The following is a 12,113-nucleotide window of genomic DNA, read 5'->3' as shown; positions in this document are numbered from 1 at the left end:
AACCAGAACCACCGCAAGCAGCAACCTTCTGTTCAGCGAAGCCTTGCATTGTACATCGGTTTTCTCTGACTTTTGCGAAAAATTTTAATTTTTGCAGCTGTTCCAACCAATCAACGACAAGCGAGGAGGCGAATTGTAGCACGCGTCACGAGCCACCCAAGTCAGACCTTCCACTTCTCCAGCAATTTCTCAGGGCTGAGGTTGTCGTAGGTTTCAAAGGGCTGATGTATCCACGGGTTGGTGGAGAGGAACTCCACGGAATAGTCTGGAGTGAACGAAGACACCGCCTTGGTCCATATGACCGCACTGCGCAGCTCAGTGATGGGCGCATAGTTGGTCTTGAGCATGTTGATCACAGCATGCAAGGTGTGTCCGCTGTCGGCAAGATCGTCAACCAGAAGCACGCGACCAGCAATTTCCCCTTTGGGGGTGGTGATAAAACGTGCAATGTCAAGATGACCTTGAACCGTTCCCGCCTCCGCCCGGTAGGAGCTGGTAGACATGATGGCCAGAGGCTTATCAAAGATGCGGCTCAAAATATCGCCAGGGCGCATCCCTCCGCGCGCGAGACACAGAATGGTGTCGAACTGCCAGCCCGATTGATGAACCCTCAGTGCGAGTTTTTCGATCAGGCTGTGGTACTCGTCATAGCTGACGTATAGATGCTTACCGTCTTCAGTCAACATATTTGCTCCTATTTTAATAGCTATTGACGCTTTATTTTTGGCGCTTTCAAGCCATTAAGGCATGTAAGGATGTTGCATCACAATGGTATGGTCCCGATCGGGACTGGTCGAGATCAGTGCCACAGGTACACCAGTGACCCTTTCAATGCGTTGCAGGTACAAACGTGCATTTGCAGGTAGCTTGCCGTATTCAGTGATCCCCACGGTGGAATCACTCCACCCCTCCATCGTTTCGTAGATGGGTGTACACCGTGCAATCTCGTCGGCGCCCATAGGCAACAGATCAATCCGTTCGCCATCGAGCATGTAGCCCGTGCAGAGCTGAAGTTCCTTGAGGCCGTCGAGTACGTCCAGCTTGGTAATGCAGAGACCCGTGAGGCCATTGACCTGAGCACTTCGTTTGAGCAAAGCGGCGTCAAACCAGCCGCATCGACGGCTGCGCCCAGTAGTAACCCCTTTTTCTGCCCCTACCGTACTCATGTGATAGCCAGGCGTACCGGGTGTTTCCCAATCAAGTTCTGTAGGGAAAGGTCCTCCACCAACCCTGGTGCAATACGCTTTGGTGATGCCCAAGATGTAATGTAACATGCCAGGCCCCACACCGGCGCCTGCGGCCGCGTTACCGGCAACACAGTTGCTGGATGTGACGTAGGGATAGGTGCCATGATCCACATCGAGCAAGGTACCCTGCGCGCCTTCGAAAAGAAGGTTTTGCCCTTGGAGGTGGCCTTCGTTCAACTCCCGGGATACATCTGCCATCATCGGTTTGAGTTGCTCTGCGTGACGCATGGCCTCCTCAAACACTGGCTCGAACTGCACTTGGCCGTTTTGGATATACGGTGACAACACAGGCCCGAAATCGAACTGTGCCGAATTGAGGAAGCTAGTCAGCACATGGTTGTGCAAGGCGAGCAGTTCGCGAAGCTTGGACGCAAAGCGCTGCGGATCCTTAAGATCCTGTACACGCAACGCACGGCGGGCGATTTTGTCTTCATAGGCAGGACCGATACCACGTCCTGTGGTACCGATCTTCTCGGTACCGCCTTTTTCACGTGCTGCCTCGCGCGCGACATCCAGGGCGGCATGGAAGGGCAAGATCAGCGGGCATGCTTCACTCACTCGCAGGCGCGAGCGAACATCCACGCCAGCACGCTCCAGCCCCTCAATCTCCTCGAACAGCTTGGCAGCGGAAAGCACCACCCCATTGCCGATGTAGCACTTGACTCCTGGGCGCATGATGCCACTGGGGATCAAGTGCAGTGCTGTCTTCACACCATTGATGACGAGGGTGTGCCCGGCATTGTGCCCACCCTGGAAGCGCACCACACCTTGGGCGCTTTCGGTCAACCAATCCACCAACTTGCCCTTGCCTTCGTCGCCCCATTGGGTACCAACCACGACAACGTTGCGACCTTTGCTTGTGTTCATTTCCAACCCAGTTTCGATTTCGATACGCTTTAAACAATGGAACGTACTGACCATTGGTTCTGAACCATGATCAGCTCTCGGTCACATTGGAACTCTTGGACTTCACTTTCATGGCCCGGCATCACACAGACCACCGTCTCACCTTGGGCCCTGAGGTCGGAAATAACCCGTCGCAGGTCTGCCGCATCACCCCAAGGCGCGCGGATGGCAGGTTTGAGCGGCCGCACTGGGGTCACCATGGCCAATTGCTTGACGTCTAGACTGAAGCCTGCGGCCGGGCGGTCACGTCCAAACACAGCCCCCACCTGGTCATAACGGCCACCACGAACCAGTGCATCACTGGCGCTATCGGCATAGATACCAAACCGAGCACCACTGTAGTAAGCGTAGCCACGCAAATCCGACAAATCAAATCGGACGTCACAACCATCGATACGATCCGCCAACCACCGCAATCCAGCCAGCAGCGCAGAAATACCTGGCACATACCGCAGACAAGACGACGCCTCATCCAACACGGAGATATCGCCATACAGTTGCACCAACGCCAGCAACCCCTCGCGGGCATGGGCCGGAAACTCCCGAGTGACCGAGGCCAATTCGCTGGAGTCTTTGGCGGCCAGCGCCGCGAACACGCTGCGCAGGGTGTCCTGATCCACCGTAACGCCTTCCAGCAAAGCGCGAACAATCCGCACATCTGCCAAGTCCACCGTAATGTTCCGAACCCCCGCGACGTTCAGGCAGGCGCGGGACAAGTCCAGTGCCTCCAGATCAGCCTCAGGGCCCGTGTGACCGTAGATCTCAGCACCAAACTGCAATGGCTCGCGTGTTGCATGGGGACGATCGGGCCAAGTGTGCAGCACAGGACCGCAGTAACACAGGCGAGTGACTCCCCGTCGGTTCAGCAAGTGTGCATCAATGCGTGCAACCTGCTGCGTCGTATCTGCCCTCAGACCCATCATGCGACCCGAAATCTGATCGACAAGCTTGAAGGTCTGCAAATCGAGCGCTTCGCCTGCACCCGTCAGCAACGACTCCAAGTGCTCCAGCAAAGGAGGCATCACCAATTCATAACCAAAACTGCGCGCCGTATCAAGCAGGCTACGGCGCAGTTCTTCGATGTTCCGTGCCTCAGAAGGCAAAACATCGGCAATGTGATCCGGCAGGAGCCAGGCAGACATGAAAGAAAGGGTGGCTGTTAAAACCGCAATTCTACCGGCTGCGCACCAAGCAGCAAAAAACGGTCACATTTCACAAGCACTAGAGAAGCAACAGAATGGCCAACCCCATCAGGATGCTCACAAGGCCGAAGAAACGAATCTGCCCATCACGCATCTGCATCACTTGCAAAAACCACTGCCGCCACCGCGAGGGCGATGCAAATGGCAGCAATCCCTCCAGCACGAAGAAGAGTGCAAGCGCGATCCAGAGCGAATCTACCCACTGGATAGACTCAGGCACACCCACGCTCAACGATTGGCCTGGCTTCCTGCGCCAGCCCCTCGGTAAGCCTTGAAGAAATCCGTGGTCGAGGGATCAAGCACCATGACATCACCTTTTTTGCTCAGACTGGCCTTGTAGGCATCTAAGCTGCGATAGAACTGGGCAAACTGAGGATCTTTGCCGAAGGCATCCGCATATAGTTTGGCTGCCTCTGCATCGCCCTCCCCCTTCACTTTTTGGGCATCGCGGTAGGCATTGGCAATGGTGATTTCTCGCTGACGATCCGCATCCGCGCGAATCTTTTCCCCTTCCGCTGCACCGGTAGAGCGAAGCTCGTTGGCCACTCGCTTGCGCTCGGCCTCCATGCGCCGGTACACCGACTCGGTAATTGTTTCAGCGTAGTCCACGCGGGTGATTCGGACATCCACCACATCAACACCCCATGGCTTTTGCCCCTTGACGGACTCGAGAACCTCGCGCTTGACGTCCGCCATCAAAGCTTCCCGCTTGAGGGACAGCAACTCTTTGACAGTGCGTTTATTGATTTCTTCCTGAAAAGCATTGCGCACCACTCGATTGAGCTGCAACGCACCAGCGCTCTCGTCCAAACCCACGTTGCGAATGTACTCCGATGGATCGGTGATTCGCCAGCGAACATACCAATCGATGACCACGCGCTGCTTTTCCGCAGTCAAGACAGGCTCAGTGTCTGAACTGTCCAGAGTCAGCAGCCGCTTGTCGATGTAGGACACATTCTGAAACGGCGGCGGGAGCTTGAAATTCAGCCCCGGCTCAGTAATCACTTCCTTGATCTGCCCCAGGGCATACACCACGCCGAACTGGCGCTGGTCAACCACAAACACCATCGAGCTGAGCAAAGCCAAGGCCACCAGAATCGATGTTGCAAAAAAACCTACCTTGTTCACACTGCTCTCCTAACGGGATTCACGGTCACGCGAACGGCTGAGATCGCGAGACCTGGAGTCATTGGATGCCGCTCCTGGGAGCGCAGGTACGGCCCCTGCGGCAATTCCTGCGCCAGAAGAGGCAGAACCATCTTGCGCAAGCACAGCAGGCTGCTGTGCCACGCTTTGCATGATTTTGTCCAACGGCAGGTACAGCAGATTGGATCCCTGGCGAGAGTCAACAATCACCTTGGTCACATTCGAATACACCTGCTGCATCGTGTCGAGATACATGCGATCGCGGGTCACCTGTGGGGCTTTCTGGTACTCCGCCAACACGGAACTGAATCGCTGCGCATCACCTTGCGCCTGGGCCACGATACGTGCTTTGTAGGCCTCCGCCTCTTCCTTGAGCCGGGCAGCAGTACCTGTCGCCCGGGGGATCACGTCATTTGCGTAAGCCTGCGCCTCATTCTTGGCACGCTCGCGCTCCTGACCCGCCTTGAGCACATCATCAAAAGAGGCTTGCACCTGTTCAGGTGGTCGCACGCCTCCCTGCTGCAAGTTGATTCCTACGATCTCCACACCCACCTTGTATCGATCCAGAATGGTTTGCATAAGGGTGCGCACCCTGGGAGCGATCTGATCGCGCTCATCCGCCAAGGCGGAATCCATACGCATCTTTCCGACCACCTCGCGCACGGCCGTTTCTGCGGCCTGAACGACGGCTTCCGCTGGATTGCGGCTCTCAAACAACCACGCCCGAGCGTCGCTGAGGCGGTACTGCACGGCAAACTTGATTTCGACGATATTCTCGTCTTCGGTCAGCATCGCCGAATCCCTCAAGCCCGTGGCCTTGATGATGGTGTCCCGCCCCACATCCACAGAACGGATCTGCGTCACGAACACCAGCTCATGGCGCTGGATGGGATAGGGCAGGCGCCAATTGAAACCGGCACCTACCGTGCTTTTGTATTTGCCAAACTGGGTGATGACCGCCTGCTGGCCTTCCTGCACGATAAAGAAGCCGGTACCTAGCCAAATCAACACTGCCACGCCAGCGATAAGCCCAACGCCCACACCAGCGCTCTTCATGTCTGGCTGAAAGCCGCCACCACCGCTGTTGGTCGGACCTCTTCCGCCACCATTCTTTCCGCCAAAAAGACCTGATAGCTTGCGATTGAGATCACGCCACAGCTCATCCAGGTCGGGCGGCTGCCCTCCCTGCTTCGGATCACGCCCACCGCGATCATTGCCTTGCTGCTCGGAGGAAGGACGGGTTGAATCGGGACGCGAACCCGCATCGTCATCACCCCTGCCCCATCGAGGATCATTGAGGTTGAACATCCCTCGCATGCGCTGAGGCAAGCTGGCCCAGCGGCGGACGTTGTGTTCAGAGTTCATGCGCAGTTTCTCAGGTTCTCTATCATGGTTGGCCCGGCGATTGTGCCCAATCATCCGGGGTATCCTGCAATGGAGCATCAAGTTCTGGGGACATCGTTGTCAAGCGCGCTTCCAGCACCCGTTCAGCCAACTCGGTGCGAAGAACCTCCAGGCCCTGTGCATTGCGCGCACTGAGGAAAAGGCGTACGACCTGTCTTCCCTCCAAATCGTAGCTGTCCTTGAGCACACCAGGGCGCGCTTCAGGATCCACTGCGTCCAGTTTATTGAATACAAGGATCTGCGGTATCTCATCTGCACCAATCTCCCTCAGCACCTTCTGGACTTGTTGAATCTGCTCGGGGTAGTGGGGATTGGCCGCATCAACGACATGCAGCAACAGATCAGCATCCACAGCCTCCTGCAACGTGGCCTGAAATGCGGCCACAAGCCCATGGGGAAGATCGCGGATGAAACCCACCGTATCGGAGAGAGAAACCGAGCAGCCAGCAGCCTCCAGATACATCTGTCGGGTGGTGGTATCCAGGGTGGCAAACAGCTGGTCTGCCGCATAGGCCCGCGCTTTCACCAGTGCGTTGAACAGCGTGGATTTGCCCGCATTGGTGTAGCCGACCAAGGAAACATTGAAGACCGCTGTCCTCTCCCGCTGGCGTCTCTGCGTCGAACGCTGGCGCTTCACCTTGACCAAGCGCTCTTTGGTTCTCTTGATCGCATCGTCGATCATCCGCCGATCCAGCTCGATCTGCTTTTCCCCTGGACCGCCTCGCACGCCCGCACCGCCCGTTTGGCGTTCGAGGTGCGACCAGCGACGAACCAAGCGTGTGCTCAGGTATTGCAGGCGCGCGAGTTCCACCTGCAACTTACCTTCATGGCTGCGGGCTCGCTGAGCGAAGATTTCAAGAATCAGCAGCGTGCGATCATTCACCGGCATTTCCAGATGCCTTTCGAGATTGCGCTGCTGCGCCGGACTCAGCGACTGATCGAAGAGCACCTCCTTCGCACCATGCATCTGCGCCAGCATACGAATCTCATCGGCTTTGCCACTGCCCACAAAAAGCGCAGCGTCAGGCGCCTTGCGCTTGCATGTCAGGTGCGCTACCGGCTCCATCCCTGCGGTCTTGGCGAGCAGGGCGAGCTCTTCTAGCTCCCCATCAAAATGGGGAAACCCGAAGTCCACTCCGACCAACAGCACGGGCGCTGGCCGACGATGGGTTGCAGAGGAATCGCTCAAGTCAGCAGTATGGGTACGGGCGCATGCCAAGGGTGACCGCGCTGTCGGCCATCAGACCATTCATGCAGGTGCAGAGCCTGGATCCGCAGTATCAGTGACCGAGAAGCTCACTGGGCGGCCCGGAACAATCGTAGAGATCGCGTGCTTGTAGACCATCTGGGTCACGGTGTTGCGCAGCAACACCACATACTGATCGAAAGACTCGATCTGCCCCTGAAGCTTGATCCCGTTGACCAGATAGATGGACACCGGCACATGCTCTCTGCGCAAGGCATTGAGAAAGGGATCTTGAAGGAGTTGGCCTTTATTGCTCACGATATTCTCCGTGTTCAAAAGTTATTCTTGGGAAGACACCTTACCACAGCCCGGTGCCTCGGCGCGAAAAGCAGACAACACCCCACTCGGGGCACAGGGGATCATCAAGAGCCCGATGACTCCGCGTACGGATTGTGGGAAGTTTTGAATTCAATGCGCAAAGGGGTTCCGACCAGGTCGAACTCCTTGCGGAAACGCCCTTCCAAAAACCGCTTGTAGGCGTCCGACACATGCTCCAAGGAGTTGCCATGGATCACGATCACTGGTGGATTCATGCCACCCTGATGGGCGTAGCGCAACTTAGGTCGAAACATACCGGAGCGCTTGGGACTCTGGAACTGCACCGCTTCCAGCAACAGCCGGGTCAGCACTGGTGTGGGCATTTTGCAGGTGGCGGCCTTGTACGCCTGAATGATCGACGCCCACAGGGGCCCCAGGCCCTGGCGCTTTTTCGCCGAAATGAAATGCATGGAAGCAAAGCGCAGAAAGGCAAGCCTCGTTTCGATGGAACGCTCCAATAGCTGGCGCTGGTAATCGTCCACCGCATCCCACTTGTTCACCGCCAGCACCACGGCACGGCCACTCTCCAAGATGTAGCCTGCAATATGCGCATCCTGATCTGTCACGCCCTGTGTCGCATCCAACAACAGCACCACCACATGCGCGGACTCAATGGCCTGCAAGGTTTTGACGACAGAAAATTTCTCGATCGCCTCAAAAACACGGCCCTTGCGTCGCAGACCTGCGGTATCCACCAACTCAAAGCGCTGGCCATTGCGTTCAAAGGGGACAGTAATAGCATCCCTGGTGGTGCCAGGCAAGTCGAATGCCACCAAGCGCTCTTCGCCGAGCCAGGTGTTGATCAAGGTGGATTTGCCGACATTGGGACGGCCGGCCACCGCCAGCCGTATGGTGGACTTGTCCGACGAAAGATCCTCTTCCTCGGGCTCTGGCAAATGCAACAAACCCAGTGCCATCTCCACCAGGCTGCGGATACCCTGGCCGTGCGCAGCAGAGATGCCGTGGACCTCACCCAAGCCCAACTCGTAAAACTCGCTGAGTTGCGCGCCCTCCTGCATCCCCTCCGCCTTGTTCGCCACCAAGACGCACGGCTTGCTCAAACGCCGCAGGTAATTGGCGATGTCATGGTCCTGCGCCGAAACACCCGCTCTGGCGTCGACTACAAATACCACCACATCGGCCTCCGCCACCGCCTGCTGGGTCTGCCTGGCCATCTCGCGGTAGATACCGCTGGACGCATCGGGTTCAAACCCGCCGGTGTCGATGACGATGTACTCGTGCTTTCCTTGCCGACCGTTACCGTAATGTCGGTCGCGGGTCAGCCCAGCGAAATCCGCAACGATGGCATCACGAGATTTCGTCAAACGGTTGAAGAGGGTCGATTTCCCGACGTTCGGCCGCCCCACGAGGGCGATTACAGGCTTCATGGCACGCTTCGTTTCATCAATCCGGTCGGTAGGCAAAAACCCCGCCGTTGCGGGTCACCACCACCAGCGTATCGGCCGCAACCACAGGTGCAGCCACTACCGCACTGCCATCGGTCGCCATACGGTTGAGCGGGGAACCATCTTCGCGCGATAGCAAGTGCACCCAACCCGTATCGTCCCCCACCACCACAGAGCGCCCCAACGCAAGCGGAGCGGTCAATTTGCGGTGTTGCAGACGCTCGGAGGTCCACATACGGCTACCGTCGTTGCGCCGCCATGCCACCACTGTGCCATTGCTCTCAGTGCCAAAGAGGACTTGGTCTGTGCCATGCACTCCCTGACCCGAACTGGCTTTCTGCACCCAATCCACCGTTCCGCGGGCCGTGTTGACGCAACCTACAGCGGCTTGGAATGCTCGCACACAAACCGAGGCATCGATCCGGCTGGCGGGCCCCACCAACTCTACCAAGCGCTCCACATCGTTCGTGCCACGGGAACTGGCGATAGGTGCCTCCCACCGCACCGTACCGGTATCTGGGTTCATACCGACCAAGCGCCCCGACTGGCCAACCACCAAGGTATCGCCCTGTGCCAACAGCACCCCTTGCTGACGCAACACCAATGGGTCACCTGGGCGGGTCTGGCTCCACAGCTTGGCTCCATTCTTGGCGTCAAAGGCAGACACTGACCGGTCCGAACCGAGCACAAAGACCCGGGCCCCTGCCACCAGGGGCGCAGTGAAAACCTGGAAGCCAAGGCTCTTGCGCCATGCCTCTCGTCCGGAATCCAGAACGATGAGTTCGTTGTCCCGAGAAACCACTGCTGACCAGCGACCATCACTTCCAACGCCAGCAGACAGTGCCGTATCCAGGCTGGCGCGCCACACCTCGCCACCCGTCCGTGCGTCCAACGCGGCCACCGCGCCATCGGCGGAAGCCAGGATCAATTGCGATCCCTGAACCTGAACCGCCAGAGGCAGGTTGTGGACAGGCGCGAGTTTGGCCATCCATACCTGGCGCACACCCAACACCGGCACATTCGGCCCCAAGTCTGCTGGTTTGGGCTTGTCGGAGCCCCCACCCCACAGTGAACAACCCACCACAGACGCCCCCAGCGCAAGAGCCAGGAATGCCCGCCCCCATACAACCACAGAGCGATGCGATACGTTCACTTGGATGCCTCCGTTGAACCCTTGGCTGACAGGCCTTGTGCCTGTACACCCAATGCATTGAGCTTCACTTCCACCAGACGCCGATATTCCATCGACTCAGAAAAAGCCTGGTAGGCACGGGAATACTCCTCCACGGCCTCCTGCTTCTTTCCTTGCAGTACCAGCACATCGCCCTTGCGATCTGCCACCACCGCGGCGTACTCTGCCGCAAAAGGCACGGAGAGTTGCTTGAGTGCCTCGTCATAGGCCTTCTCTTCCATCAACAGGGCCGATAGACGCAAGCGCGCAATGGCCTTGTGACCGTCGTCCTTGGCACTTTCAGTCACCCAGGTCAAGGCCGACTTTGCCAAGGCCGAATTGCCTGCCGACGATGCGGCCTTACCCACAGTCAGCCCCGCAAGCCCTGCTTGAGCGGTGCCGCCAAACTTGCTGCGCATATCCGAGAACGCCTGCTCCAAGCGCCCCATGTCGCCACTGGCTGCCGCCACATCCACAGCATCCAGCAGGGCTGCGGCTTGCCCGGCCTGGCGGTTCTGCCAGAACTGGTAACCGTTCCAGCCCGCAAGGCCTAGCGCGATCACCAGCGCCGCAGAGCTGATGAGCGTTCCCCAGGTGTTCCAGAAATGCTTGAGCTGGTCTATCTGTTCTTGTTCTTCGAGGTCGAGATGGTTTGCCATGGCTTGAGATGGAATTAACGCTGGGATTGTAGGTGGCCCGCCCAGGATGCCACGTCCTGCAGGGATTGTTCGACTTGCTGACCGCTGCCGTCACGCAAGGCCTTGACGAGGACAGTCCCCCGCAGCAGCTCGTCGGCACCGAACACCAGCGCAAATGCAGCCGCACTGGCATCGGCCTTCTTGAACTGGGATTTCATACTGCCCATGCCATCAGCCGCGCCCGTGGGGCTGTGCATCTGGGCACGCACCCCGAGGGCGCGCAACTGTTGCAGGGTCTTGATGGCAATCGGCAAGGCAGATGCCTCTGGGATGATGGCATACACATCCGGTACTGGTACCGGACTGTCCAGTCCTTGCTCTTTCAGCAACTCCAGCACCCGCTCCACGCCGAGCGCCCAGCCCACCGCCGGTGAGGGCTTGCCGCCAATCTGTTCAATCAGATAGTCGTAGCGTCCTCCACCACAGATGGTGCCCTGTGAGCCCAGGCGATCTGTAATGAACTCAAAGACCGTCAGGTTGTAGTAGTCCATGCCTCGAACCAGACGGGGGTTGAAGCGCCAGGCCACGCCGTTGGCGTCGAGAATGGCCTTGACCGCATTGAAATGTGCCAGCGATGCCTCCCCGAGATAGTCCACCAAACGCGGAGCACCCTCCACCAGTGCCTGCATGGCTGGATTCTTGGTGTCCAGAATGCGCAGCGGGTTGGTGTAAAGGCGCCTGCGCGCCTCCTCATCCAGTTGCGACGCGTTCTGCTCCAGATAGGCAATCAAGGCCGCACGGTGCGCCTTGCGCTCCTCCGGCTGCCCCAGGCTGTTGATCTCCAGGCGCACATCGGTCAAGCCGATTTCCTTCCAGAGCGCGTCAGCCAACAGAATCATCTCCGCATCGATCTCCGCCCCCGGAAAACCCAGGGCTTCCGCGCCAATCTGGTGGAACTGCCGATAACGTCCGCGTTGTGGACGTTCATGCCGAAACATCGGCCCCATGTAGTAAAGACGCTTGCCGCCGTCATAAAGCATGGAATGCTCCACCGTGGCACGCACTACGCCGGCAGTGCACTCCGGACGCAGGGTCAACTGCTCGCCATTGAGCCTGTCTTCGAAGGAGTACATCTCCTTCTCGACGATGTCTGTCACCTCACCCAGGCCGCGGACAAACAAGGCGGTGGGTTCGACAATCGGCGTGCGAATGTTGCGGTAAGCGTAACGCGCCATCAAAGTTCGAACCTTGTCCTCCAGCCATTCCCAACGACTGGACTCGCCCGGAAGAATGTCGTTCATTCCCTTGACGGCGAGCAGTTTTTCCGCCTTGGCAGGCGTCGATGCCTTTTCTGTGTTCACAGCACTGATGTTTGAGAGAAGTTAGAGGGGATGCGTCGATCTCGATCCTTCAAGGCGGCCGTCGCCTT

General features: G+C 58.0%; 12 protein-coding genes. All 12 read right to left on the bottom strand.

Going from position 1 to position 12,113, the window contains the following annotated elements:
• Positions 1-161: 161 nt before the first annotated feature.
• The 12 genes from MJ602_RS14330 to hisS all read right to left on the bottom strand — a co-directional run bounded on the left by MJ602_RS14330 (position 162) and on the right by hisS (position 11,985).
• Entirely contained in the window at positions 162-686 is a 525-nt protein-coding gene (locus MJ602_RS14330; protein ID WP_162015730.1) for a phosphoribosyltransferase, read from the bottom strand.
• A gap of 54 nt (positions 687-740) precedes the next feature.
• Positions 741-2,114: an adenylosuccinate synthase gene (locus MJ602_RS14325; protein ID WP_243021515.1), complete on the bottom strand. Its 1,374-nt coding sequence runs from the start codon at positions 2,112-2,114 to the stop codon at positions 741-743.
• 29 nt (positions 2,115-2,143) lie between these two features.
• Positions 2,144-3,295 (bottom strand): ATP phosphoribosyltransferase regulatory subunit, encoded by a 1,152-nt coding sequence (locus MJ602_RS14320; RefSeq protein ID WP_243021510.1) that lies wholly within the window; start codon positions 3,293-3,295, stop codon positions 2,144-2,146.
• 79 nt (positions 3,296-3,374) lie between these two features.
• Positions 3,375-3,575 (bottom strand): DUF2065 domain-containing protein, encoded by a 201-nt coding sequence (locus MJ602_RS14315; protein WP_242455305.1) that lies wholly within the window; start codon positions 3,573-3,575, stop codon positions 3,375-3,377.
• Positions 3,576-3,583: 8 nt separating this feature from the next.
• Complete coding sequence (hflC, locus tag MJ602_RS14310; RefSeq protein ID WP_162015727.1) at positions 3,584-4,483, bottom strand: protease modulator HflC; 900 nt, start codon at positions 4,481-4,483, stop codon at positions 3,584-3,586.
• A 9-nt stretch (positions 4,484-4,492) separates the two neighbouring features.
• The gene (gene hflK, locus MJ602_RS14305; protein ID WP_243021509.1) at positions 4,493-5,866 is read right to left on the bottom strand and encodes an FtsH protease activity modulator HflK; all 1,374 of its coding nucleotides are present in this window, start codon (positions 5,864-5,866) and stop codon (positions 4,493-4,495) included.
• Positions 5,867-5,888: 22 nt separating this feature from the next.
• Positions 5,889-7,055, bottom strand: a complete 1,167-nt coding sequence (gene hflX, locus MJ602_RS14300) for a GTPase HflX (RefSeq protein ID WP_243021514.1) — start codon at positions 7,053-7,055, stop codon at positions 5,889-5,891.
• Positions 7,056-7,154: 99 nt separating this feature from the next.
• A complete protein-coding gene (gene hfq / locus MJ602_RS14295) occupies positions 7,155-7,409 on the bottom strand; it encodes an RNA chaperone Hfq (protein WP_242455304.1) in 255 nt (84 codons plus the stop codon).
• Positions 7,410-7,513: 104 nt separating this feature from the next.
• A complete protein-coding gene (gene der / locus MJ602_RS14290; protein WP_243021508.1) occupies positions 7,514-8,857 on the bottom strand; it encodes a ribosome biogenesis GTPase Der in 1,344 nt (447 codons plus the stop codon).
• A 16-nt stretch (positions 8,858-8,873) separates the two neighbouring features.
• Entirely contained in the window at positions 8,874-10,028 is a 1,155-nt protein-coding gene (gene bamB / locus MJ602_RS14285) for an outer membrane protein assembly factor BamB (protein WP_243021507.1), read from the bottom strand.
• On the bottom strand, positions 10,025-10,705 hold the full coding sequence (locus tag MJ602_RS14280) for a YfgM family protein (protein WP_162015722.1): 681 nt from the start codon (positions 10,703-10,705) through the stop codon (positions 10,025-10,027). Before MJ602_RS14280 ends, bamB begins: the two co-directional genes overlap by 4 nt.
• Positions 10,706-10,719: 14 nt before the next feature.
• A complete protein-coding gene (gene hisS, locus MJ602_RS14275; RefSeq protein WP_243021513.1) occupies positions 10,720-11,985 on the bottom strand; it encodes a histidine--tRNA ligase in 1,266 nt (421 codons plus the stop codon).
• Positions 11,986-12,113: the final 128 nt, after the last annotated feature.

This window comes from Simplicispira sedimenti, assembly GCF_022760965.1.
GTDB classification, from domain to species: domain Bacteria; phylum Pseudomonadota; class Gammaproteobacteria; order Burkholderiales; family Burkholderiaceae_C; genus Simplicispira; species Simplicispira sedimenti.
The sequence above is the reverse complement of the archived record's forward strand: the minus strand, read 5'-3'. Positions and strand labels throughout refer to the sequence as shown.

Coding starts and splice junctions, on each gene's coding strand:
- MJ602_RS14330 (WP_162015730.1), bottom strand. CDS start 686: ATGTTGACTGAAGACGGTAAGCATCTATACGTCAGCTATGACGAGTAC.
- MJ602_RS14325 (WP_243021515.1), bottom strand. CDS start 2,114: ATGAACACAAGCAAAGGTCGCAACGTTGTCGTGGTTGGTACCCAATGG.
- MJ602_RS14320 (WP_243021510.1), bottom strand. CDS start 3,295: ATGTCTGCCTGGCTCCTGCCGGATCACATTGCCGATGTTTTGCCTTCT.
- hflK (WP_243021509.1), bottom strand. CDS start 5,866: ATGAACTCTGAACACAACGTCCGCCGCTGGGCCAGCTTGCCTCAGCGC.
- der (WP_243021508.1), bottom strand. CDS start 8,857: ATGAAGCCTGTAATCGCCCTCGTGGGGCGGCCGAACGTCGGGAAATCG.
- MJ602_RS14280 (WP_162015722.1), bottom strand. CDS start 10,705: ATGGCAAACCATCTCGACCTCGAAGAACAAGAACAGATAGACCAGCTC.
- hisS (WP_243021513.1), bottom strand. CDS start 11,985: ATGAACGACATTCTTCCGGGCGAGTCCAGTCGTTGGGAATGGCTGGAG.